This is a genomic window from Streptomyces sp. NPDC028722 (assembly GCF_040637655.1).
GTDB lineage: Bacteria > Actinomycetota > Actinomycetes > Streptomycetales > Streptomycetaceae > Streptomyces.
Genome location: NZ_JBEZWU010000041.1, coordinates 12,254 through 34,718, shown reverse-complemented (window position 1 = coordinate 34,718; position 22,465 = coordinate 12,254). Strand labels below are relative to the sequence as shown.

Genomic DNA, 22,465 nt, shown 5'->3' with positions numbered 1-22,465 from the left:
TCCTACTCACACACTCTTCCCCCACCCGCCCCCCTTCCGATCTCGGCCCCCAAACCGTGGCCCGTTACCCCCGACGCTGCGGCCCGGGGACATGTCCCCGGGCCGCAGCTTCGGGAGTACCGGGCCGAGCGCCGAGTTCATGAATCCTGAACGCCGAGAACCTTGCAGGTCAGCGCGTTGAATGGGCGTCAGCGGCCCTCCCTCACCGGCGAATCAGCGTTCGGGATCAGTGCGTCACCGCAGGTCGGAGGTGATTACAGAGAGCTACTTGTCACTTCGCGGCAGCTTCGGGAGCGCAGGGCCGTGGCGTGTGCCGGTGAGCGTGATGATCGTGAAGTGGCCCGGCAGAACATTCTCCAGCGCAGCCAGCGGCCGGGCAGAGAGGTGAAGCCGGTGATCATCCACGCCACCAGGGCGAGGGTGACGGCGATCAGGACAGCAGGCAGCACGGATACGTGCATGGGCAGGAACCTCCGGGTGGGGAGGGTGAAGGCGAAGAGGGGCGGCCCGCGCGGGCGAACGTCGGGGGTCAGCGATCGGGCTTTGGGGGCCGCTGCATCAGCGCGGCGGCGGCCTGGTCGAGAGTGGCCTTCTCATTCAACACCTCGGATCACCTTTCGAGTCGCCCCCGCGAGCACGGGGAGCACGCAAGATCGTCACTGCCGTCGGGGCGGCGGATCATCCCCGCAGAGGCGGGGAGCACTTCCCGAGGGGAAGGCCTCTGCATGTCCTTGAAGGACCACCCCCGCGTCGGCGGGGACAGGTGCGTTCGACCTGCGCGACTGAGTGATCATGGGTGCACCTCCACTCGCGCGGAGAGCACGCTCGCACTGTTGATGACGCTCTTTGAATTTCCCCACGTAGTGCTCAGGGGTGGGGCAAACCTGCTCTACTGTTCCCCGGCCTGCCGCAAAGACGCCGAGCGCCGCCACGACCAGGCACGAGACGAAGACCGCGCGCGTCGTCTGGGTGAGACCACTTCTCTGGCGTCGTGGCCTGAGCTGCCTGAACCGTCCAAAACTCTTCACCGGCCTCTCTCGCGTCAGCAAGTGGCCGCGGAACGTGACCCGCTGGAACCGACCGCGACCCGCGACTGTCCCCACTGCCACCAGCCGGTCACCATCGTGGCGCTTCTCGCGACCCCCGAAGCCGCCCGCCCTTCCGTCCCCACGGCCAGCCCCGACATCGTTCCGCTGCGAAGGACTCAGTGACTGTCGTCCACTGACCGTCACTGATCACCGAGCCCGCCGACCTGACGGTCGGCGGGCTCACGCCGTCAGCTCATCGAACACAACCGATCCAGTTCGCTCCCGATCGCGTCCCGCAGCACGTCATGCTGCGGCCCCAGCCTGAAGCCCTCGTCACTCCACCGGTCGCCCGGATACAGCCACACAGGCTTGCCCACCAGATCGGCCGGCTCCCACTCGAACCGCGGCCAGACGTGGGCATGCAAGAACGGGTCCGTGTTCCCCAGAATCTCCAGGTTGACCCGGCGAAAGTCGGGGTCCAGGCGTCGGCAGACGCGCTCAACGGCTTCTCCGAGCCGGTCCACGTCAGACAGAAACGACAGCCGCCTCGCCCTCGGCAGATCAGACAGCCGCTGAACACCTGGCTCGTCCACGAGGAGAACCGAGTAACCCGGCAAGAACTGAACGTCGCCGATCACCGCGAACCCCGACTCAAGCCGCCGCAGCACGGTCGGGTTCTCACCTCGCAGAGCAGCCCCGATCCGATCCATCCGCCAGTCACCAGTCATGGCTCCAACTTAGCCACCGATGATCAAAGCCCGCTCTTCGCTCCCCAACCTCCCCGCATACATCAAGAGCCAACCAAGTGAGGCGAGGAGCGACTCCGGCCGTTTTCACGAATCGCCATCATTGCTAGGGCTGGTCGCGAGTTTGTGACCAGGGGGGTGGCGCCGCATGGTGCTGGTCGGCAGGGATCGGCGGGCGGCCCCAGTCCAGGACATGGAGGCCTGTGCTGTGGAGGAGGCTGGCATCGGGTTGGAGGAGCTGGATGGGGGAGCGCCCGTGTCTGCGCAGCCACCTGAGGCGGCGTTGCTGTTCGGCTTGGCTCAGTGTCTGCCAGTGGTCGTAATGGATGCCGGGAGCAGCGCCGGGGTTCTCGCGGGCCCAGGCGCGCACGAGGGTGGTTTCGTTTGGTGAGCTGTGCAGGGTGATCAGGGCCCAGGCGGTGTCGTACGACAGCGTCGGCCCGTGCCGGGCCATGAGCCGGCGGGTGCGCAGCTGGCGCACAGGGGCCAGGAGCCAGCGTGCGGTGTGGTGTTTCATGCCGGTGTGCTCCCGGGATCGTGCGGCCGGTGCCGAAGGACGGCGTCGGTGGCAAGGCGCTGGTGGCCGAGGGCCGTGAGGGTTTGGACGAGGGCCCGGACGAAGACCTCGCGCTGCTGCGGAGTGTGCAGGGTGGTGACGAGATCCTCGGTGAAACGTCGGATGTCACCGCGCAGGTCGTCGTCCTGCACCTCCTGCGGAGCAGGCAAACCATTCAGCGCCTGGGCCAGCTTGTCGAGGTCGTTGAAGCGGTCGGGGAACTGGGCCATCCACCACACGCGGCGTAGGTCCGGGTCGGCGAGCACCCGCTGCAGCTGGGCCAGGCGGTGTAGCTCCTCGCCGTGTTCGAGGTCTGCTGCCTGCTGCCGGCGGGCATGTTCCTCGGCTAGGGCGCGGTCCGCTGCCGTGACGCTCAGTTCCGCCGTGCCACTGACCTCCAGCCCGGGCATGGGGTAGCCGCGTTGTAGCAGTGAGTTGGTGGCGTCGTGGGCCGCTGCGAGATCCAGGACGGAGTGCCGGCACAGGATCCCTGCGGCCTGCCGACGCAGGTGCTCGCGCGCCGGCACCGCCAGGTCGCCCCCGCCCGTGTCACCGGGATGCGTCCACTGCCAGATCCCGGTGATGCGGACGGTGAAGCACACACTGCTGATGTGGCTGGCCATCCGCTCGCCGCTCAGCACGAGCAGATGAGTTGTGCCCCCGCCTGCCGCATCTGCTGCGAGGTGGGCCGGTCCGCTGCGCCGGCGCAGCAGTCTCACGCTGTCACGGCGGCGCCGCCGGACTGCGCCATGGCGGTGGGGCTAGCAGGGGAGGCCACCTCGGAGATCAGCTGAGCGAAGAGCTGCGCGCGCCGGTCCCGTCCTAGGTCGGAGCTGTCGGGCGAGCCCACCAGCAGGCCGGAGGGGCCTTCTTGGCCCAGATAGTCGCGCAGCACCTGCGCCGCCAGGGGCAGGACCTGGTCATCCTGGAGCGCGGGCGAGTCCAGCCAGGCCGCCAGATGCCGGTACGCCGACTGCGCTGTTGTGGGCTCCTGCAGGGCCGCGCGCCAGCCGCGGACGAACAGTTGATCGGCCAGCACATTTGGAGCGTCGACGGCCTCGCCGGTGCTCTCCTGGTTCGCAGGCAGTGGCAGGAGGATGTCGCTGGTGATATCGGTCAGGGCCAGGAACGTGCCCGCTCCAGCCTTACGAATGGTGCTGTCGCTGGATTCGGCCCATTCCACGATCTCCGACAGCACCAGGACGCGTTGCTCGAGAGCGCTTGCCAGGGTGCGCACCGCATCGGCGACGGCGTCCCGGGCCTGGTCGTCATCGCGGGAGGCCAGCAGCCGCAGCCGGGTCAGGGCGACCCGGGGATAGCGCTGGCCCAGCTCGCCCGCGCAGACCTCGGCGACCGCGGTGGTCAGCTGTTCGCTGGCTGTCTTCTGCTGGGCCCAGTCGTACAGCTGCTTACGTACGGCGACGCCGGCGACCGGATGGAGCGCCATGGTCTCCAGGATGTGGATAGCAAGCTGGCGGTGCGCCACACGGTCGGTCTCGATCCACCGCCTGGCCACGGACAGCACGGTCGAGCCGCCGGGCAGCAACGCCAGCGGCACCAGACAGTCGGCGATGCGCTGCAGATGACGAACGGCGATCTTGTTGGGTGCGCTGATTCGGGAGGCCCACTCCAGCAGCACGGGCCGCAACTGAGGCCGCTGCCGCCATACATACTTCAGCGCAGCTGCGGACAGCCCACGTTGCTTCTCCTCCAGGGAGATGCCCTCGTCATCCGTGTACGAGGCGTCGATCGCGTCCAGCCGCTTGTCCAGGTCACGGCCGGACAGCGCACCGCCACGCGGCAGCTCACCACCGACTTGCGTGAACAACTGGTCCGCGGCCCCCAATACGACGGCGGCCGGAGCTCCATCCAGCAGGGCGGCCGCGATCAGCAGCGCGCGCTCCTGCAGGTCTCCCGGCGCGGAGTGCCGCTCGAACCAGGTTTCCAGATGCTTCTGCCAGTCGGTGAACTGCTTTCCGACTGCGGACTGGTCGTCGTCCTTGGCCTCGGCGATGAGCCGGGCCAGCCGGGCGCCGTCGGATGCCGGCGCCTCGGGGGCGAGCAGGTCGTTGAGCGGATCGTGCGTCAGCCAGTCCATCCGGCCGGCAGCGAGGTGACGCAGATGGGCCTCGGCGACCTTCAGCGCCGAGGGGCGAGCGAGGTGCACGGTCGGCACGGTCGCGAGGGCCCTGGGGTTCCAGCCGTTCGGGTCGGCCAGGATGACCAGAACGGCGTCGTCAGCCTGTGCCTGCTTCTGGTAGTCGGCAAGTCCGGTGTAGAAGTCCTCCGACAGATCGCGGTAGTCCGTCAGGTCCAGGATGTAGGCGCGCCCCTCGGCGTGGGGGATCTGCTCGGTGCGCGGCTGGTCCCAGTCCAGGATCAGCCAGCTGATCTGCTTCCTGGGCACCCCAGCCTTGCGCAGCGCATGCAGTGCGGCGGTGCGCCGTCCCGTGCCGACCTCCCCGCACAGCACCAGGACGTGGCTCTTGCCGTAGGGGCGGCTGAGCATACCGACGGCCTGTGCCACTTGGCCGGATCCCTGCGGCCCGGGGGGATCGACGAATGCGTGTTCCGCGAGGTTCAGTTCCCTGTCGTCGACACTGGCGCTGCGCAGGTACTGCCAGCCGCGGACGTACTCGTGGTGGTGCTCTTCGTAGTCGCCGGCGACCTGGGTCACCTGGGCTTGGCCGGATGCTTCGATCTGCTGCTGCACCGATGCGGTGCCCTCGGTGTCGGTCATGACTGCTCCTGGCTGGGGATGTAGTCGCGTCCGACCTGGATCAGCCGGGCCTTGCCGCTGGCCTTGCCCTTCTGGCGTACGGCGCCGCTGCTCTCGTTCGCGGTGGTGTCCTTTGTGCTGCGCTCAGTGGTCTGGTTGGGGCGGCCGTCAAGCCCGGCGTCGCTGTCCTGTGCGAGGTAGGGGGCGAGTACCGAGGGGACCAGCCCGGGGACGAAGAGCCAGCAGCTCTGCTCGAAGCCCGGCTTGCCCTCGACGCGGGCGGTGGCCCGGTGAAAGTGCTGCTCATTGAGAGCCGGTGTGCGGCCTGCGGCGACCGTGCGGCCGAAGGCGGTGTCCGACACCACGGCAGCCAGCAGTACTCCGTGGTCCATCGCCGCGGTCATGGCCCGGCGGGCTGCGTCGCTGTCGACCAGCCGGCAGGCGTCGTTGGCCGCGTCCCCTCGGTGCTCTGGCGGCGCCAGGGGCCCGACGTGCACGCTGGCCCGCAGCCGGATCGTCGGCGCGCTGGCCAGCCGGGTCTGTTCGCGCCGCTCGAGTGCCTGACTGAGGTGGACGAGGAGAGGGTCGATCAACCGTGCCGCGTGCCGGGCCGGCAGCACGAAGATGGCGCCGTCTCCACGGTCCTTGACGGCGCCGAGCAGCGTCGCGTCGCCGATCCCGCACTGAGCGAACACCGTCGACAGCATGCTGTCCAGATCGGCCCGCGCGGGCGCCATCTTCGCCTCGGGGAGCTTGCTGTACTCCTTCATGTCGACGGTCAACAGAGCATGCTCCGGTGGCACATCGGTGACGTCGGACGGGACGAGAGAGGGCATGGGCAGCAGCCTTTTCATCGTGTCGGGGAGGGGAGTGGGTGTGCTGCCTAATGCTGGACGCGCCCGGGCGGCGGCGGTGCCCAGTGCTGGGCACCGCACCGGTGCGGTCGGTCACGTCTGCGCGTGAGCGTGTGACTGGATCGATGTGATGTCGCGGATGATGAGTCCGCCCGCGGCCTCTGTGGCGAGCCATCCCTGCTCGCGCCACGGTTTCAGGGCCGATCCCACGGCGTTGCGGGACGCGCCGATCAGCTGTGACAGCTCCAGTTGCGTCAGCCGCACGAGGCATTCGGCGCCGCCCGCCGACGCGGCCCGGAGCAGCCGTCCGAGCGCCGAGGCCAGGCGCACGGGCACGGCCGAAGTGGCCATCTCGAGACGTACGGTCTCCGCTTCGCGTACCCGCGCGATGGCGTGACGCAGCAGCGCGGCCTGCAGATCGTGGCGGTCAACGAAGGCCAGGAAGTCAGGGGCGGGGATGATGTGTACCCGGCAGTCCTCCGCGGCGATGACCGACGCGGTGCGCGGTTGGTTGTCCAACACCGCCAGTTCGCCTAGCAGTTCACCTGCGCCGCGTACCGCCAGCAGCGTCCGTTCGCCATGCGATCCCGTGAGTGTGATCAAGGTTGATCCGGAGACCAGCAGGATGACGTGGGTGCCCGGATCTCCCTGCCGTAACAGCACGCTCCTGGCCGGGCGCACACGGACCGGAGCCAGCTGACACAACTGCGACCAAAGAGCGCCACCGATGACCGAGACATGCGGCTGATACATACACCCCCCGAGTGTGGTACTCGTCACGTCGCGATGTTCTCAAGCAGTGATGTATCTGATCAACAATCCAATTCCGGCCATGCCTATGGCAGTTGCCGTTAAATCGACTGCCCACTTCACGGCACGGAACTTCCGCTGCGCCAAGCCGGCGAACAACATCAGCCGTTCCGCCTCCGCCCGCGCAGGATGGCCAGAGCCCATCGCCGAGAGCGTCGACACGAGTTCCTCGGCTCCGCCCTGTGCCGGGACAGGACCTACGAAAGACCTGAATCCACCACGCCGTGGCAACACAGGGCGGATGGCGGACAGGGCAACGACGAGTGCCGCACCAAGAAGAGCCGCAGCACACGCCAGCGCAGCCACCAACAGCCAACTGGACCCCGGCGCAGTCGACAGCGCCGCAGCGTCCACGGCCAGCAGACCGCCAGTCACCCCGCACAACGTCGTCGCCTTCGTGTCCGCCCGCTGCATCTCAACGAACATCTCCGCTGCCGCATCTCCAAGCCGCCGGCAACTTGTGCAGTCAGCCGGAGTGAACCCCCCGCCCATGTCAGCCACGTCATTCCTCCATCGGGGCTTCGGTTCTGCATCGCTCGGTTCTGCTCCACACCGTGCAGGAAGCACGCCGGGGCCTGGGCACACTGCAGGGCACCACGCATGCCAAACCCGTCACAGTCCGGCTGCGCCTATACGTCAGGGGGGCCCGACCGGACCCCTCGGCGTGGGCGCCTGCCCGGCCCTCGCAGATGATCTCCACACGGGGATGTGCGGTGAGTGTGAGTGGGCGCGCTGATGGCAGGTGAGCGGGACAGGGCCCCTACCCGCCACAGGCCGCCCGCCTGGACTATCGCGGGCAGACCACCTGGGGGGAAGTCGCCGGCTGCGCCGTGAAGATCCTCGCCGCCCACGACTTGGGTCATGAACCCGCCCAGGAGGACAGCCGCTTCCTCTCGAGCCGACTGGCGGCGGGCCGGCGCGAGGTGTGGGAGGGCAACGTCGGCGCACACACGCTGGCCCTGCTCGCCCTGCACCACACCGACCCGGACAGCCTGCTCATCACCGCCGGCATCGACGCCCTGCTGGGCGTACGCAACCCCGACGGCGGACTGCCCTTCATGCGCGACCACACTCACTTCCTGTCCGCCGTCGCGGCCCTGGCCTTGGCCCGCTGCGCCCTGCCCGAGCACCGCGAGCTGGTGAGGAACATCGGTGACTACCTCGCCGCCCACCAGAACCCCGACGGCGGCTGGGCGTACACCGAACGCGTCGCCCAGTGCGACGCCAAAGCACCGCGGCCGTCCTCGAAGTCCTTCACGCCATCGACCCCGCCCGCCACGCCCATGCCCTGCACCGCGGCCGCGCCTACCTCGCCCGCCTGGCAGGCGACGACGGCGGCTTTCCCACCTACTTGCTCGGCGAGCCCTCCGAAGCCGTCATGACCGCCAACGCCATCCTCGCCCTGGCCCCCGACCCCGCCCGCTACACACCCCTCCTGCACCGCGCCGCACTCCACCTCCTCGACGCCCAGGCCGCCGACGGCACCTTCGAACGCAGTTGGAGCCTGACCCACACCCATGGCCTGCGCCGCGTCACCGCCGCCCTGACCTGCCTGCCCCCCACGATCAGCACCCCGCTGCACAGACGCCTCCAGGCCGCCCTGCGCCGGGCCGGCGCCTACTGCGAGCGTGCGCAGAACTCGGACGGCGGCTTCGGCCACCAACCCGGCGATGACAGCGACATCAGCAGCACCGCCCACGCCCTGAGCGTGGCCGCCGCCCTGAACCGCCCCGCATGGACCGGCAAGGCACTGGCCTATCTGCTCGCCCGTGAGGAACCCGGCGGCACCTTCACCTCACGGCCCGAACAGGTCGCCCCTCGCCCGATTCCCTACCACCACCCAGCGCACCCCGCCGTCTTCGCCCTCACTGCCCTGGGGGCTGTCTAAAGGATGAGGGAGGGCGGGATGGGCGGCGCGGACGCAGCCGGGGGTCGGGGCGCGCTCACCGGTGTTGCGCGTCGGCTGGGCCGCCGCGCCCGGCCGCCGTCAGTGTGGCGGTGATGTCAGGCGGGGGACGTCGGCGGGGGAGAGGTCAGGGCGCGCACGGTGCCAGCGGTGCGGGATGGGCGGGGACGACGGCGTCGACGGAGGCCGTGGTGTAGAGGCGACGTCGACGGTCGCGGCCCGGCTGGTGCCGAAGCGGACCTCGATCGACTGCGGTGAGCGGACCCAGCCGAGCCGCGCCATGTGGTCGAAGTCGGCTTTTCCGGCCACTAGGGTTCACGGGTTGGACGTGACCTGGGGCAATGCGTCGCGTAGGCGTCAGGGACGCAGGGCTGGGGCTAGCTTCCCGCTGCGGCGATGATGGTCTGCGCGATCTTGCGCATGGCGTCCCATCGGTCGTCCAGCGGTGACCGGCCGGCCTCGGCGCTGGTGAGCATCTGGTCGATCCGTTCCTGAACGGTTTTCTTGTCGCGCGGGACGAGTTCACCCTGATAGTCGTTGATGGCGTTGTTGAAGCCGGTCCAGCGGACTGGGAGCGGTTCGCCAGAAGCTGTCAGCAGGCAGTCGAGGCCGAAGTAGAACTCCACGGAACACGCGCGACCGTTGATGTCGTATCGGGTGTCACCCGTGGGTCCGAGGGTCGGGTAGTCCTTGACGTAGTCGAGATCGGGCAGCAGGCAGACCTTGAACCGTCCGGGCAACGGGGCGCTCGACAGTGTCTTCACGGCCTGACGTCCTGCGGCGTCATTGTCGACCAGTGCTATGACGCGGTTCATGATCCCGGCGGCCGCAAAGGCCCGCAGGCTCTTCACCAGCTCAGGGGCGCCACCTGCGGCTTTCGCGTCGGGATCGAGGAACGTGAAGTAGCCCGCGAGGTCGGGGGTGACGATCTGCAGTCCCCTCTGGAGGAACCGGGCGTCGGTCGTCCCCTCGGTCATGACGATGATCGGCCCGCTGCTTGCCATTTCCACCGCCAGCTCCTGGAGCGCGACGTCTGAGACAGTGTCGTGCCGGGTGAAGTAGCCGGCTGACAGGAGATCGTGCAGGTCGAGGCGGACAATTGTGTCGGTCGCCTGGCCGTCGAGGAGTGCGGCGAGCAGTGTCCGCGGGTCCTCGTCGTGTTCGCGGAAGAGCTCAAGGGCGTCCAGGCAGGCTGCCTCCAGGCCCGTCAAGGGCTCCTTCACCTCCGTCGACTTGGAGCTGGTGATCAACGCACGCAGGCCGATCTCGACCACTTCCTCGCAGTCGATCGTGTGGCGAACGTGCTCGGTCGCCCCCGGCTCCCGGACGTAGATGGCGTCGTCGCCGTCGAACTCGCGAAGCTCCCGGAGGCAACTGCTCATCTCCTGCTTGGAGCGGTGCGGTGTGAACCCCATCAGGCTCAGTCGCTTCGCCACCGTCTCCACCGTGGCTGAGTAGCCGAAGGCTCTGCTCATGTCACCCTCGACGGCCTCCACGTACTCCTCCCACCCTGGCATGCCCTCGTATGCCTCCGGTGGAGCCCCGGTCTCATCAACCGGGTCAATCAGGTTGATGTCCCTTGCGTTGATCGCGTCGACCTGGCTCGCCCATTCCTCGTCCATGTACTTGTCGTGCTCTTGGAAGATGGTCATGAGCTTCGCTGGGATGTGGTTCTTCCCCGCACTGATCTTGTCTTCTCCGAGGAAGAGGAACCACTTGTCGCCCACGCAACTCTCCGATCAGCGCTCCACGAATCTGCCTGGCGATCATCACAGTTTCGCGCCCCGGCAGGCAATGGACTTCAACGCTGACGGGCTTCGAGGAGTTCAGCCTCAAGTGCGGCGATCCGCTTGTCACGCCCGGCGCCGCTCCAGACCGGGGGGCCGACCGCGCAGGACGCGACCCCCGACCACGGCGCCGGACGGGGCGTGTCTGAAGTGACACATAATTCGAACAAGCGATCTAATGCCGCTATGGACGTGATCGACTTCCCCGACAACCTGGTGCAGACGCAAGCCGCCTGGAACGCCACCTACCAAGCGCTCGCCGCACCCCGCCCCCGCGACACCACCGCTCTGCGTCGCCGCCTGCTGCGCCTGTCCGTACAGCTGTGGTGGCATCCCTACTGGCAGACCGCCCCCTCGGTGCCGGCGGCACGCTCCGAACTGCGCCACCTCGCCCGCACCCACGGAGCCGTCAGGGCCGCGTGACGGGTCGCCCCGGTCGACCAGGAGCAGGAGGTTGCGCCAGGGGTTGCGCCTATCTGTTGCGCTGGATGTTGCGCCAAGGGTTGCGCTAGGTGTTGCGCCGCCGGCAGGACCGTCCCCGTGTCCGTGCAGGTCACCACGCCGTTTTGCTGTGGTCGGCCCGCTGACATCCCCGTTGCGGCTGCTCTGTCCTTGTCCCTTGGCTGGTGTGAAGGAGGAAGGGACGGGCGGGATGGGCGGCGCCGCCGCGGCCGGAGACCGGGGCGTGCTCAGCCGGTTGCGCGTCGGCCGGGGCCGCCGCGCCCGTGCCGCCTCAGGGCGACGATGATGTCAGGCGGGGAAGATGCCGGAGCTAGTGGCTTCCGCATTGAGGATTCTTGACAGCGGGCAGCCCCATGCTGCACCCGGTGTGTCGGGTCCATAGAGCGTGAGCCCGCACGCCTTGAAGAACGCCTGTCTGCTGGTCGCATCCTCGCCTTCCTGGGGGACCAGGGCCAGGAAGGTGTTGCCGGCTTCCTGACTCCGGCGGGCGATCTCGATGAGAAGTGCCCGGCCGACCCCGCTGCGACGAGTGGTATCCGCGACGGCCATGGTCAAGATGAAGGTCTGCTCGCCAGGATGCGCTTCTCGGCCTTCGTCGTGTCCGAAGTCGCAGAGCAGTTTGAACTCGGCGACCCCCACGACGGATCCGTGGAGTTCAGCCACGATGACGTCTATGCCCTCGGGGTTGTAGAACCTGCCGTTCCCCAGATCGTTTGCATACAGCAGCTCTTCAACCATCGAATAGTCGGCCTGGGTGATGTCACGGATGAGCGGCATGTACGGAGTATTCCGCGAGCTGTACAGGCCGCGTGCACGCAGCCGTCTGCCGCGTCCGGGGGCTGCGGGGGCCGGATCGGTCCTGGTGGGGCGTGAGCGGAACCCCGACCATGTGTCTGACGGCGTCCACGGCTGGTTCAGCCGGACGGGAACAAGCTAGCCCTCCGCCTAGTGTTCCGAGTCAGGTTCCTGGCGCAGGTCCAGGAAGCAGCGCAGCCGCACGCCCGGCTCGCCGGGCTCCCGGGTTGTACGATCCGCCGGCGCGATCCCCCAGCGCGCGGCGAGCAATTCCTGGACCGCGAACGCGGTCTCATCATCCGCGGCCGCAACCTCCACCACGGCCAGACCCGGCCTGGCCACATGCGCGTCATTGATCTGCCTCATGCCTGGCAGTACGCGACAGCGAGCCCGCAGGTTCTGCGATCCGGCGAACTTCACCCGACCGAGGCCCCTTCAATTCCTGTGACACCTGGGGCCAAATCCGGCAGGATCGGACGGCATGGTCGCACTTCGCTCGCGTCGACTTGAAGGCATCTTTGGAGCCCGGTTGGACGCTGTTTCACATGCTCAGGTCACTACGCTCGTCACGAACACCGTGACCGAGTCCCACGACCTGGACTTCAAGGCGGAGCTCTACGGCCGCTCCGACAAATCCAAGCGTGACCTCGCGGGTGACGTGGCGGCACTGGCGAACACGAGCGGCGGAGTCCTGGTCCTCGGGATCGCCGAAGACAACCAGGCGCGGGCCACCGCGGCTCCCGAGGTCGTCCTGGACAACGCCGAACAGGACCGGATCCGGCAGATCGTCTCAGAGCTGGTCCATCCGACACCGGCCATCGACGTGATCCCGGTGGAGAACCCGCAGCGGACCGGGCACGGTTTCCTCCTCATTGCCGTGCCCCGCAGCCCTATGGCCCCACACGCCGTAAAGGTGGACATAGGCCTGCGGTACCCCCGCCGGTACGGCACCACGACCACGTACCTGTCGGAACCGCAGGTCGCAGCGGCGTACCGGGAGCGCTTCGCAGGCTTCCAGGACCGCTTCGAGGACCTGGCGAAGCTGGAAGGCCAACTGATTGATCGACTGGACGTGTCCGACCAGACTTTCGTAGCGGTCACGCTCGTGCCCGACCTCACCGGCGACTTCCTCCTGAACAAGAAGACGCTCAGCGAATTCGAGCAGGAAGTCCGCGACAAGGACCCCCATGTGATCCAGCGAGGCATCTCCTTCCGCAACACCTCGGTTGGCAGTCGCCGCCTCATTGCTCACGGTGGCTCCAACCCAGCCACGCCCACCTACCTGGCGTGCGAACTGCACCAGAGCGGCGCCGGCGCCTTCGCCGCGTTCATCGACCATCGCCGCTCGGAACAGGTGGGCGCCCCGAGCACGCCGATCAGCCGGATCGGTGATGAGGACTTGGTCGTCGGCGTCTTGTCGGGCCTGCGCTTCCTCGCCCGTCACGCCCGTGACCGCGCGGCTTCTGGTGGCAACGCGGCGGTTCGCGCGACCTTGTGGCCCGTCACCGAAGAGACCCCGGCAATCCTCGTGCAAGACCGTAGCTTCGGAGGCTCGCTGGGCCATCAGATCATCAAGCCGCCCGTCGCCACGGGCACGTTCGACCTCGACGACCTCGCTGAGGATGGGGCACCCCTCGTGGCTGCCACATCTGCCCTCACCACGGGGCTGATCCAGCACTTCGGGTACCCCGAAACCCTGCAGACGACCTCCGACGGCACCATCCGCATCCGCTACTGGAATCAGGGCTACAGCCCACGCGTGCAGAAGTGGGCAGAGGCGTGCAGTGTACAGATCACTCAGGAAACCGTGAGTTGAGCAGGCGAAAGCTCACAGCCGCAGATCCAACTTGACAGCACGAGACCCCGAGCATCTGTGGCCCGGGGTCTCTCTGTGCTCTGGGGTGTCCGACCGGTTCAACGACCAGCCGACGGGAGTGTCACGCCCAGTCCATGCCCAACTCCGCGAGTGCGGCGAGCTGGTCGGCGTCCAGCCGGTCCCTCCTCGATTTCGTGTTCGAAATCCATACGCCACTCATTGGAGGGGCGGTCAGGCAAGACCGCCCCTGGCATGCCAGCAGCCAACTACACTCCCGACGATGCCTCTGACCAGCAGCGCGTGCGTCACATGTGGCGGCGCAGCGGAGCCAGGTACGCGCTGCTCGAACAGCACTCGCCGGTGGCGCGCGCCCGGTGCCGTGCGGTGGAGCCGATGGTGCGGGCCGCGATGTGCGGTGTGGTGCGGTGGTGGGCGCACCACGGTGGGGCGGTGCGCGCATCGGGTGCGCACCGCCCGGCGATGGTGCGCACCCGATGGGCGCGGTGCGGTGCGGTGGTGCGCACCACCGGCACCGGATGGTGCGCACTACACGGCGGTGAGGCGCACCGGGTGCGCACCGGCGGGCGCGGGGTGTGCATCGAGGGCCTGGCCCACGCCGACGGCCTCCAGCTGGCGCAGGGTGTCGGCGACTTCCTCCTGGTCCTCGGTGAGGAACTGCGCGGCGAAGTCGATGACCGCGCGGGCGACACCTTCCGCCGTACCTGGGCCAGCCTGTGCCCAGGTCTGCAGCGTGGTCACGAAGACGCGCCCGAGGGCCTCCAGGGCGAAGGTGTCCTCGCACGGCTCGCCTGCATCCGGACTGGGCAGCGCGGTGACCGGGACGACGATCCGCGTCGCGACGTCGACGAGCAGCTCGGGCATCCGCGGTTCGGCGCCGGCGAACTCGCGGGCGGCGTCGGCGTCGTCGGCCTGGACGGCCCGGAGGTAGTTGAAGGCGCTGATGGCCGCGTGGGGAGTCATCGGGGCGAGCGGCGTGGTGTCAGGCATGGTGGGCTCCCTGGACGTACGGGCCGCCCCGCTGATCGCGGCGGCCTCGGAACCGATGCTCGGATTCCGGCCCTGTGGACAGAGCCCACGCACCGACGGTGAGCACCGCCTCGCGGCCACCGCGCCACGTTTCTCCTTGACCTGATCCGCTACGTGCGACATACCGGCCATTTCGATGGAGGAGAAATCTCCGTCCCGGCACGCTGAGCTACGGCTCAGGGAAAGGGACATATGGGCGATCCCCTCGTAACCAACTCTTTTGCTTGATCGTTTGCGGGTCATGACCAATACAAAGCGCGCTTTCACGCTCCTCGCCCTCGCGGCAGCGGGTGCCATGCTGTCCGGCAATGCACACGCAGCCCCCCGAGCAACCGACCCAACTCCCCCCATCAGCATCGACGCAGGGGACGCCGCCGATGCAACGCACGTCGCGGATCACTGGAACTGGCACCAGAATGCTGCCGACACGATTTTCAGTCCCGAGGGCTAGCCGCCAACGCCGCCACTACAGTGCCGGGGCATTCCGTGCCGGGCCATGCCCTCTATGGCGGTCCGCAATCGATGTCACGCTCCCCCGGCCTGCGCCGGGCGCCGAAGGGGGCCACTGCCGCAGGCTGGATGTCCTCTGACCTCGAAGTTGGACTGATTGCCATCGAAATTGGATCGGGGCGCGGTGCGGCAGAGGGCTCTCTGGTTCCGTCCAGAGATGCGTTGCCAGGCGAAAGCGCCCGGCCTGGGCGGCTGGGCGCTTTCGTTCGTCGTCGGCGGGGTCAGGGGGTCGCTGTATCCGGGGCCGCAGTACGTTCTTCTTCGGCGATGCGTGCTTCCACCTCGGCTGCGTCGGTGCCGGCGGCTCGGTTGCCGTAGCCGCGGTGGACGACGAGGAGTTGGTTCTTGTCCCCGTTCCGGTCCCGGTAGGTGATCACGGCGGGGCCGGCTCCGCTGGAGTGGGCGGGGAAGACCTGGTCGGTGCTCCAGGTGCTGCCGTTGTAGGTGGCCCACCACAGTTTCTGGTCGCCGCTGCCGTGGCCGCGGTGGACCATGTACAGCTGGGCGTCGAAGACCGCGAGGCCGGGGCCTTCCAGACTGCTGTGTGCCCCAAGGGGCTGGTCGGCGCTCCACCGGTTGCCGTCGAAGGTGGCGTGCCACAGGCCGGTGTCGTTGGCGCTGCCGCGGTGGACCATGTGGAGATTGCCGCCGAATACCGCCAGCGCGGGGTTGGAGGCCGTGGAGTGCCCGGGCAGCGGGGAATCACCGCTCCAGCCACCGCTGGTGGTGTAGGTGGCGTGCCACAGCCCGCTGTCGCTGGTGGCGCCCTTGTGGACGAGGTGGAGCTTGTTGTCGAAGACCGCGAGGGCGGGTCCGACGGAGCTGGAGTGCGCGGGCAGCCGGGTGTCGGGGCTCCAGCCGCCGCTGGTGGTGTACGTGGTATGCCACAGCTTGGTGTCGCTGCCGCCTCCGCGGTGCACGCAGTGCAGTTTCCCGCCGAAGACGGCCAGGGCGGGCCCGTCGCCGCTGGTGTGTGCGGGGAACTTCCTGTCCTCGCTCCATCCGCTGGCGGGGTCGTAGGCCGTCCACCAGAGACTCTCGTCGCCGCTGCCGTAGCCGCGGTGCACGCAGAACAGCTTGCCCTCGAACTCGGCCAGTGCCGGGTTCGATCCGCTGTGGTGGGCTGAGAACTTCTTGTCCTCGTTCCAGCCCTTCCCCGTTTCGAAGACGGTCCACCACAGGCTGGTGTCCTCCGTGGGCCGCAGGCTGATCGGGATGAGCATGCCCGGCGCGATCCAGGGAGAGACGAGCTTGCAGCCGTAGGTCTTGCCGACCTCCTTGATCCACAGCGACTTGAGCTGGCAGTACGCCTCGATGATGTCGCCGTAGGGGGAAGGCAGCGCTTCGCCGGCGATGTCACCGATGAGTTCCGCGATCTGGGAGGCGGCTTCGGCGGCCTCCGCGTTCAGGTGGACCTCGAAGCCCCACCAGAACGTCTTGACCGAGATGTCGTAGCCCTGTGCGGCGAGTTCCTTGCGGGCCGCCTCGGCCTTTGTGACCTCCTGTGCCGAAGGAGGTGTCGCCCGGGTGCCGTCCTCAAGGACACCCTGCTCCGCCGTGGCGGACCGTTCGGTTTCGTCGATCGCCATCTCGTACCCCTGTCTGCCGTTGCGGCAGATAACAGGCCCACGTGGCCGCGGCAGTCACCGACGGTCCCAGCCCTGCCATACACCGCACTGCGCGTGCCGGACTCATCGTGATGCCCGATAAGCGCAGCGTAATCAACCCAGTTCGACAGCGGGACAAAAGCCATGCATTTGGGTGGAACTGAGCGGCCTGGGTGTCAGCGCATCGCAGGCCGGCCTCCCCTGGAGCTCGTCTCGATCGGTGAGGCGGCTATGGCAGATGAGAGCTGCGGCTATGCCGACGAAGGCGAGGAAGTGCTCGGCCTTGCGGCGGCACTCGGCCAGCCAGGAGCTTCTTCTTGCCCGACACGAACGCACGGTGACCGCCGCGGCCGGCCGGCGGCCTGCGGACCTGGATCTCGGGTGGCGTCCAGTCGCAGCTGGACGCCTTCGGCCTGGGCGTAGGCGAACACGTCCGTGAGCGTCCGACGCCTGAGAGCAGTCCCCAGGCGCGACCACACGATGCGAGGGCGCTACTCGGGGCGGACCTGAGCAGCCTGCATGCCCTTCTGGCCTCGTTCGGCGATGAAGGACACGGTCTGTCCCTCCTTGAGGCTCTTGAAGCCGTCGCTCTCGATGGCTTGGAAGTGAACGAAAAGGTCATCGCCCCCGCCTGCGGGGCTGATAAAGCCGAACCCCTTCTCTTCGTTGAACCACTTCACAGTGCCGTTCTGTCGGTTACTCACGGTTGTGACACTCTCTCTGAGGGTGGTGATCGTGATCTATCAGACCACGGCTTACCAGCGAGGTGGGACCGAACAGGCGGTGTCCCGTAAGCAAGAGCCGTTGCCCCAGTGATGCCCCGTCCGGGCCGCCGGGCACGGGTGTCACGCTGTCACGCTGTCACGCCGATGCGGGCCTGAAGCGGGGTTCTGGGCGCTCCAGGCGCTCAAAAAGCGTTCATTCGGCGGGTGCTGTCGCGTGGTGCACCGGCGGGCGTGACAGTCGACGTGACAGGGCGCGTGACACCCCAGATATGACGCACGGCGAGCGTGGCAGGCGTTGGCGGCCTTTTCCTCTGACAACGATCTTGGATAGTTTGCCAGCGAAGTCTGACCGGCTACTGGCGTGATGCGTTGAGGCGTGACCCGACTTGCTGGCGAGCCAGAACGAGCAGGTCACCGCTTTCAAGGGGTTCTGTCACCGTGTACCCAAGGTGGAGGAGCACTCCCGAAACCGCAGCTCTCACGACCGCCCGCATGCTGTCGCCGGAGGCCCCCGCCTGGTCCTTCGCTAGCGAGGTGAACCCGTCCGAGGCTGTCCACGTCACCAAGACCCCGGTCGGCACATCCATTACGGAAATCCCCGGCCTGACGTCGTCCGCGTCCTCGCCGACGAGGTGAAACCCAGCCTTGACCAAGGCATGCCGAACCTGCGTGAGCAGGTCGGACGCCGCAGATGACACTGCCTGCGTCTTCCCGGAAGCGATGTGATCAAACCTCCTAACTTGAGAGCAGGCACTCACTACCTCCGACACAGCTGGGCTTTGGCGACACGGCGGTCCAACTTCGGTGACAACCAGTCCAGGTTCATTGTCGGAGGACAGCGGCGGCGCCCGCCGGATGATCACGGCTCGGTAACGGCGCTCGGGGGAGTGTCACACCGTTGACTTTCGCCACACCTCTACCAGGTGACGGCGGGATTCTGTCCGGAGTCCCGCGCCGCCTGCGTGAGGAGCCTGATCATGACGTACCCCAGCAGCGCCCGGCAGCCCGATCTGGAGCCGCGCCCGACCTGGTCAAGGGGTGCTGAGCGGCCTTCGGGCGGCCCGGAATCCAGTGCCGTGAACGGTGCCGCGAACGATTTCAACGTTGCGCCCATCACCGCAGCTCACACCGTCCGGCAGGGTGCCTCCCGGCATGCCGACACCTCTCTCCCTTCCCTTGAGGCGTCGGTGAAGGGGAAGAAGCCCACTCCCACGGCCGGGAAGGTGCGGGCCGATGCGCTGCGGATGCTGGGGTGCGTGCGGATAGCGACGGTCCGGCAGATGGCTCGGGTGGTCACGGAGGAGGATGCGGATGGCCGGTCGTACGTGCGCAGGGCGATGAGGGAACTGGCGGAGCTGGGACTGGCGGAGACGAACGGAAAGGCGGGCAAGCACCCGATCTGGAACCTGACCCCGGCGGGGCAGAAGGCTCTGGCCGACGGCAGCGAGCTGCCTTCCCGGCCGAAGGCCGGCACCGGTGCGAAGGCCGTTCGAGCCGGGTTCGGTCCGCACGGCGTTGCGGTGACGGACATGATTCTGGCCTTCGGCGGCCGGGACCATCTGACCGGCTGGCAGGTGGAGGTCAACCACGCCATCAAGGAGACCGGCCTGAGCTTCAACACCGACGCCGTCCTCTCCTGGCCGACCAAGACCAGCGAGGTGCGCCTGTTCGAGCTGGACAACGGCAGCATGTCGCAGGCCCGCCTCGCGAAGGAGGTCTGGGACTACGAGCGTTACGCCGGGCACCGCGTCTGGGAAGGCGCCCGCGGCACCATTGGCCGTACGTTCCCCTTCTGGCAGCGCCACCGCTACACCCGCTCCAAGACCTTCCCGCGGCTGCACGTCGTCCTGGCGGGCAAGGCGGAGCACCTGCTCGACAACCGCCTCCAGGCGCTCGCCGACGACGTGAAGGGCATCGCCGTCGCGGTCTGGGTGAACACCCTGCCCCGGCTCCAGCGTGGCGAGCCCTGGTACGAGATCGGCGTCGACGACCCGTACCGGCGCCGCGAGCGCTACCCCGAGCCCGCCAGCCGCTGACGCCGCGCGTGACGCCGGGCAAGCCCCTGCGCGCGAGGGGCTTGCCCGGGGGCGTCCCGGCTGCACCAGGGGCAGCGGCCACCGTCTCAAGGACGGCGCGCTGCTGCGGGTCGACGGGCACGTCGGCCCGGCGCAGCGAACGCTGGAGGTGGGCGCGGAACCACGGACGCAGGGCCGCGGGCCAGCACGACAAGCGCCGCCCGATGCCGACGCTGGACCTGGAGACGGGAAAGTCCACCACCGTCCACGACCACGGGGCTCACCGACCGGACGTTGCCGGGCCCGTGGTTCGCCCCGACCACGGGCCCGGTCCTACTGCGTCCGGCCCCGACCACGGCTGGTCAGGACTGGGTTTGCCCCGCAGGAGCGACCCGCTATGCTGCCGGACGGCTAGGCGCGTACAGCCCCCCGCCGTCGGCTCCCACGCAGCAGACGATCCCGGGTGAAGGTCTCAACAGGCCCGCGTCCCCGTAGATCATCAAGCGCATCGAGCAACCGGGGCGGGCACGGCGTGGGCAAGGTCCGCCGGAATCCGAGACGACGATGCCGAAGAAGCAGCCCCGCGCCGCCCAGTTCGCCCGCCAGATCCAGGCCGTGACCGGCCTGCCGTACACCCGATGCCTCAAGATGTGCGAGCCCTCCGAGGGCAGCTGGGTCCGCCTTGCCCGCGAACTGCGAGCGGCGGGCCTGACCGAGGCCGCCGACCACCTCCTGGCCGTCGACGCCGTGACCACAGAGGCCAGCACCTGGTTCTCCGCAGGAGGGGAGATCGAGGGGCTCTACTACTACACCGACAACAAGCGGGTCCAGCGGACGTATGACGCCTGCTCAGACGCCGCTGACGCAGCCCTGAACCGGGCCGGGTTCGACAGGCACTCGTGGGACTCCGACGCAGAGGTGTACCACGTGGCCTTCCTCGCCCTGTCGAAGGCCGGAACGCTCCCCGACGGCCGTACGCTCGCCCGTGCCGCCCTCGACGTCTTCGCCGACGACGCGACATGGTGCTCGGACGTCATCCGCTCCAAGGGGCGGGCCCCCTTCACGTACGACACCGCCGCCGGCCTCACCGGCCCCGGCACGCCGACCGCCGTGGCCGCCAGGAAAGCCGCCCGTGCAATGGCCCGCGCGGCCGCCATCCGATTCCACGGCGACGAAGAGTGGTACGAGGCGGCAGGGATCATGGTCGAAGTGATGTGGCATGCGGGCGAGGCCGCCGGGTTGCCGCCGCTGGAGGGGCGCCCCAACTGCCAGGACCACCTCCAAGACTTCATGGACGGTGAGATTCCCCAACGGTGACAGGACGGCGCGGCGGCCGAACCGACCAGTCCAGCAGGACGACCGCCCCGCCAGTCACCCGCCCCGGCGAGCTCGTGATGTTGCGCTGGGTGTTGCGGCAAGTGGTGCGCCGGACGTTGCGCTGAGCGTTGCGCCAGGTGTTGCGGGACCTGCCGCCCCCCTCTCGCATCTGTGCACGTCAGTAAGCGGTTTTGGCGTGGTCGGGTCGCTGACATCCCCGTTGCGACCCCTTCGACCATGCCCTGGCTGGAGTTGAGGATGAGGGAGGGCGGGATGGGCGGCGCGGACGCAGCCGGGGATCGGGGCGCGCTCAGCCGGTTGCGCGTCGGCGGGCCCCCGTCAGTGTGGCGGCGACGTCAGGCGGGGGACGTCGGCGGGGGAGAGGTCCGGGCGGGCACGGTGCCAGCGTGCGGGATGTCGCCACCGGCTGGAGGCGTCGCGGGCGACGTCGACACCGACTTCCACCACCAGCTCGGGTTCCACCAGCGTGACGTTCAGCTTTTCCTGGCTGCCCCACCCGGCGGAGAACGACCAGCCCGTCCACGGATGCCCGCGCCGTCCTCGAGCGAGCAGGCCGGCGACCGCGGTACCTGCCACCCGGGCGAGGGTGGTGGTGCGGCCGACGTACTGAAAGCCGCCTTCGGTGTCGTACCTGCCGAGCAGCAGGCTGGTGGGGGCGGCCAGAGGGCCGGTGACCGCGCCGATGATCGCCTCGCTCGTCTCGCGGACCTACTGGCGAAGAGACGGTATTCGATTCATGCACTATTCGTGCAGCGGTCCAGGTCAGATGGTGCGCAAAGCCCGCCGTATCGCCGATGCGTGAGCTATTGGCGAGCGTTCCTAGGCCGCTGTGCAGGGGGTCCGGTCATCCGGCCTCCGGTGCGCCGTAGGAGAACGTGTATCCGGCGAAGTCGGTGAGATGGACGTAGCCGATGCGCTGGTAGAGGGCGTTGCTCGTGGTGTTGTCCGGGTCTGTGAACAGGACGACGTCCGTTGCCCCTGCGGTCTGTGCGGCCCTGCTCGCCTCGACCGTCACAGCTCCCGCGTAGCCGCGGCCCCGTAGGTGGGCCGGGGTATAGACGGGATCCACCCGGACCATGCCGCCGACGACCGAGGTCGAGGCCGCCATCGAGACGGGGACGCCCTCCGGGGTCTCCCAGAACGTGAAGTGCCTGTCGCCGAAACGCGAGTCTTCCCAGGAGCCGGCGTCGATCAAGTCGATGGAGCGCTGCTCCCCGACGTCGATGCAGAACTCACGGCACCAGCGCACGATTTGGGCACGGTCCTTACGGCCCGTGAGGCGGCCCTGGCCCTCCGGGCGCGGCTGCGGCGGGGTGAGCGTGCCGAGACGGTAGAGATGCGTCTTCCAGAAAGGTGCCGACGCCGCGCCCGTGTGCTTCTGCCATGACTCGGAGAAGGCGCCAGCGGTGTCGTTCTCCGCGATGACGTGGTCGGGTGAGTGACCCAGGCCGGCCAGGTGTGCAGCGAGGGTGTCGGCTTGCTCGGCAGAGAGCGGAGTGAGGCCCAGGCGTCGGCGGGGGGTGAGATAGAAGATCGCGCGAACCTCACCCTGTGACTCTAGTCGGCCGAAAATGGCGGTTTCGTCGTCGGACTCGATCGCCCTGTGGGTCCGCAGCTTCTCGATGTCCGTCAGTGGCATGTTGTGCAGGGCAGCGCGGGAGCGCAGGAAGTGTCCAGCTCGGGCGAGGAAGGCGTCGACGTCCTGGGTGAGGTGCCAGTCATCCGGATGCATGCTTCATGTTCC

The 22,465-nt window shown here is 68.3% G+C and carries 22 protein-coding genes and 1 pseudogene; 6 read left to right on the top strand and 17 right to left on the bottom strand.

The window, feature by feature from the left end; all coding sequences use genetic code 11:
* Positions 1–1,276 precede the first annotated feature (1,276 nt).
* From AB0F03_RS35105 to AB0F03_RS35075, 7 genes are all read right to left on the bottom strand, one after another.
* Entirely contained in the window at positions 1,277–1,756 is a 480-nt protein-coding gene (locus tag AB0F03_RS35105; protein WP_361999833.1) for a diadenosine tetraphosphate hydrolase, read from the bottom strand.
* Positions 1,757–1,880: 124 nt separating this feature from the next.
* Positions 1,881–2,291, bottom strand: coding sequence for a hypothetical protein (locus tag AB0F03_RS35100; RefSeq protein ID WP_361999830.1), 411 nt, complete (start codon positions 2,289–2,291; stop codon positions 1,881–1,883).
* The gene (locus tag AB0F03_RS35095; protein WP_361999828.1) at positions 2,288–3,049 is read right to left on the bottom strand and encodes a hypothetical protein; all 762 of its coding nucleotides are present in this window, start codon (positions 3,047–3,049) and stop codon (positions 2,288–2,290) included. Before AB0F03_RS35095 ends, AB0F03_RS35100 begins: the two co-directional genes overlap by 4 nt.
* Positions 3,046–5,070, bottom strand: a complete 2,025-nt coding sequence (locus AB0F03_RS35090) for a hypothetical protein (RefSeq protein WP_361999825.1) — start codon at positions 5,068–5,070, stop codon at positions 3,046–3,048. The genes AB0F03_RS35095 and AB0F03_RS35090 overlap by 4 nt, the downstream gene beginning before the upstream one ends.
* On the bottom strand, positions 5,067–5,831 hold the full coding sequence (locus AB0F03_RS35085) for a hypothetical protein (protein WP_361999822.1): 765 nt from the start codon (positions 5,829–5,831) through the stop codon (positions 5,067–5,069). Before AB0F03_RS35085 ends, AB0F03_RS35090 begins: the two co-directional genes overlap by 4 nt.
* Positions 5,832–5,996: 165 nt before the next feature.
* A complete protein-coding gene (locus tag AB0F03_RS35080; protein ID WP_361999819.1) occupies positions 5,997–6,656 on the bottom strand; it encodes a Crp/Fnr family transcriptional regulator in 660 nt (219 codons plus the stop codon).
* 39 nt (positions 6,657–6,695) lie between these two features.
* Positions 6,696–7,139 carry a Pycsar system effector family protein gene (locus AB0F03_RS35075; RefSeq protein WP_361999817.1) on the bottom strand — a complete coding sequence of 148 codons (444 nt, stop codon included), beginning with the start codon at positions 7,137–7,139 and terminating at the stop codon, positions 6,696–6,698.
* A 404-nt stretch (positions 7,140–7,543) separates the two neighbouring features.
* Here AB0F03_RS35075 and AB0F03_RS35070 point away from each other — a divergent pair, with 404 nt between their 5' ends.
* Positions 7,544–8,095 carry a hypothetical protein gene (locus AB0F03_RS35070; protein WP_361999814.1) on the top strand — a complete coding sequence of 184 codons (552 nt, stop codon included), beginning with the start codon at positions 7,544–7,546 and terminating at the stop codon, positions 8,093–8,095.
* The gene (locus tag AB0F03_RS35065; RefSeq protein WP_361999811.1) at positions 8,092–8,601 is read left to right on the top strand and encodes a prenyltransferase/squalene oxidase repeat-containing protein; all 510 of its coding nucleotides are present in this window, start codon (positions 8,092–8,094) and stop codon (positions 8,599–8,601) included. The genes AB0F03_RS35070 and AB0F03_RS35065 overlap by 4 nt, the downstream gene beginning before the upstream one ends.
* Positions 8,602–8,996: 395 nt before the next feature.
* On the opposite strand, the gene AB0F03_RS35060 is transcribed toward AB0F03_RS35065, so the two are convergent.
* Positions 8,997–10,346, bottom strand: coding sequence for a hypothetical protein (locus tag AB0F03_RS35060; RefSeq protein WP_361999808.1), 1,350 nt, complete (start codon positions 10,344–10,346; stop codon positions 8,997–8,999).
* Between the two features lie 246 nt (positions 10,347–10,592).
* On the opposite strand from AB0F03_RS35060, the gene AB0F03_RS35055 reads away from it, so the two are divergent.
* A complete protein-coding gene (locus AB0F03_RS35055) occupies positions 10,593–10,829 on the top strand; it encodes a hypothetical protein (RefSeq protein WP_361999806.1) in 237 nt (78 codons plus the stop codon).
* A gap of 327 nt (positions 10,830–11,156) precedes the next feature.
* Here AB0F03_RS35055 and AB0F03_RS35050 read toward each other — a convergent pair whose 3' ends face one another.
* Both AB0F03_RS35050 and AB0F03_RS35045 read right to left on the bottom strand, forming a co-directional pair.
* Positions 11,157–11,645 (bottom strand): GNAT family N-acetyltransferase, encoded by a 489-nt coding sequence (locus AB0F03_RS35050; protein ID WP_361999803.1) that lies wholly within the window; start codon positions 11,643–11,645, stop codon positions 11,157–11,159.
* 168 nt (positions 11,646–11,813) lie between these two features.
* The gene (locus AB0F03_RS35045) at positions 11,814–12,029 is read right to left on the bottom strand and encodes a DUF6207 family protein (RefSeq protein ID WP_361999800.1); all 216 of its coding nucleotides are present in this window, start codon (positions 12,027–12,029) and stop codon (positions 11,814–11,816) included.
* Positions 12,030–12,240: 211 nt separating this feature from the next.
* Here AB0F03_RS35045 and AB0F03_RS35040 point away from each other — a divergent pair, with 211 nt between their 5' ends.
* Positions 12,241–13,479 (top strand): ATP-binding protein, encoded by a 1,239-nt coding sequence (locus AB0F03_RS35040; protein WP_361999797.1) that lies wholly within the window; start codon positions 12,241–12,243, stop codon positions 13,477–13,479.
* A 305-nt stretch (positions 13,480–13,784) separates the two neighbouring features.
* Here the strand turns inward: AB0F03_RS35040 and AB0F03_RS35035 are convergent, their stop codons facing one another.
* The 5 genes and pseudogenes from AB0F03_RS35035 to AB0F03_RS35015 all read right to left on the bottom strand — a co-directional run bounded on the left by AB0F03_RS35035 (position 13,785) and on the right by AB0F03_RS35015 (position 17,347).
* Positions 13,785–14,003 (bottom strand): hypothetical protein, encoded by a 219-nt coding sequence (locus tag AB0F03_RS35035; protein ID WP_361999794.1) that lies wholly within the window; start codon positions 14,001–14,003, stop codon positions 13,785–13,787.
* A 22-nt stretch (positions 14,004–14,025) separates the two neighbouring features.
* Entirely contained in the window at positions 14,026–14,487 is a 462-nt protein-coding gene (locus AB0F03_RS35030) for a hypothetical protein (protein ID WP_361999792.1), read from the bottom strand.
* Positions 14,488–15,257: 770 nt separating this feature from the next.
* Positions 15,258–16,625: a hypothetical protein gene (locus tag AB0F03_RS35025; protein ID WP_361999790.1), complete on the bottom strand. Its 1,368-nt coding sequence runs from the start codon at positions 16,623–16,625 to the stop codon at positions 15,258–15,260.
* A gap of 328 nt (positions 16,626–16,953) precedes the next feature.
* Positions 16,954–17,098, bottom strand: a pseudogene (locus AB0F03_RS35020) (IS5/IS1182 family transposase); the annotation flags it as partial.
* 36 nt (positions 17,099–17,134) lie between these two features.
* The gene (locus AB0F03_RS35015; RefSeq protein WP_361999787.1) at positions 17,135–17,347 is read right to left on the bottom strand and encodes a cold-shock protein; all 213 of its coding nucleotides are present in this window, start codon (positions 17,345–17,347) and stop codon (positions 17,135–17,137) included.
* A 998-nt stretch (positions 17,348–18,345) separates the two neighbouring features.
* Between AB0F03_RS35015 and AB0F03_RS35010 the strand changes: the two genes are divergently transcribed.
* A complete protein-coding gene (locus tag AB0F03_RS35010) occupies positions 18,346–19,404 on the top strand; it encodes a replication-relaxation family protein (RefSeq protein ID WP_361999784.1) in 1,059 nt (352 codons plus the stop codon).
* Positions 19,405–19,947: 543 nt separating this feature from the next.
* Positions 19,948–20,700, top strand: a complete 753-nt coding sequence (locus AB0F03_RS35005) for a hypothetical protein (protein WP_361999782.1) — start codon at positions 19,948–19,950, stop codon at positions 20,698–20,700.
* A 339-nt stretch (positions 20,701–21,039) separates the two neighbouring features.
* On the opposite strand, the gene AB0F03_RS35000 is transcribed toward AB0F03_RS35005, so the two are convergent.
* Both AB0F03_RS35000 and AB0F03_RS34995 read right to left on the bottom strand, forming a co-directional pair.
* Complete coding sequence (locus AB0F03_RS35000) at positions 21,040–21,363, bottom strand: hypothetical protein (protein WP_361999842.1); 324 nt, start codon at positions 21,361–21,363, stop codon at positions 21,040–21,042.
* A 202-nt stretch (positions 21,364–21,565) separates the two neighbouring features.
* The gene (locus AB0F03_RS34995; RefSeq protein WP_361999779.1) at positions 21,566–22,453 is read right to left on the bottom strand and encodes a GNAT family N-acetyltransferase; all 888 of its coding nucleotides are present in this window, start codon (positions 22,451–22,453) and stop codon (positions 21,566–21,568) included.
* Positions 22,454–22,465: the final 12 nt, after the last annotated feature.

Bases quoted from the DNA above. Each gene is read 5' to 3' on its own strand.
- AB0F03_RS35105 (WP_361999833.1), bottom strand. From the start codon at position 1,756: ATGACTGGTGACTGGCGGATGGATCGGATCGGGGCTGCTCTGCGAGGT.
- AB0F03_RS35100 (WP_361999830.1), bottom strand. From the start codon at position 2,291: ATGAAACACCACACCGCACGCTGGCTCCTGGCCCCTGTGCGCCAGCTG.
- AB0F03_RS35090 (WP_361999825.1), bottom strand. From the start codon at position 5,070: ATGACCGACACCGAGGGCACCGCATCGGTGCAGCAGCAGATCGAAGCA.
- AB0F03_RS35080 (WP_361999819.1), bottom strand. From the start codon at position 6,656: ATGTATCAGCCGCATGTCTCGGTCATCGGTGGCGCTCTTTGGTCGCAG.
- AB0F03_RS35075 (WP_361999817.1), bottom strand. From the start codon at position 7,139: ATGTTCGTTGAGATGCAGCGGGCGGACACGAAGGCGACGACGTTGTGC.
- AB0F03_RS35065 (WP_361999811.1), top strand. From the start codon at position 8,092: ATGACCGCCAACGCCATCCTCGCCCTGGCCCCCGACCCCGCCCGCTAC.
- AB0F03_RS35055 (WP_361999806.1), top strand. From the start codon at position 10,593: ATGGACGTGATCGACTTCCCCGACAACCTGGTGCAGACGCAAGCCGCC.
- AB0F03_RS35050 (WP_361999803.1), bottom strand. From the start codon at position 11,645: ATGCCGCTCATCCGTGACATCACCCAGGCCGACTATTCGATGGTTGAA.
- AB0F03_RS35045 (WP_361999800.1), bottom strand. From the start codon at position 12,029: ATGAGGCAGATCAATGACGCGCATGTGGCCAGGCCGGGTCTGGCCGTG.
- AB0F03_RS35030 (WP_361999792.1), bottom strand. From the start codon at position 14,487: ATGCCTGACACCACGCCGCTCGCCCCGATGACTCCCCACGCGGCCATC.
- AB0F03_RS35025 (WP_361999790.1), bottom strand. From the start codon at position 16,625: ATGGCGATCGACGAAACCGAACGGTCCGCCACGGCGGAGCAGGGTGTC.
- AB0F03_RS35010 (WP_361999784.1), top strand. From the start codon at position 18,346: ATGACGTACCCCAGCAGCGCCCGGCAGCCCGATCTGGAGCCGCGCCCG.
- AB0F03_RS35005 (WP_361999782.1), top strand. From the start codon at position 19,948: ATGCCGAAGAAGCAGCCCCGCGCCGCCCAGTTCGCCCGCCAGATCCAG.
- AB0F03_RS34995 (WP_361999779.1), bottom strand. From the start codon at position 22,453: ATGCATCCGGATGACTGGCACCTCACCCAGGACGTCGACGCCTTCCTC.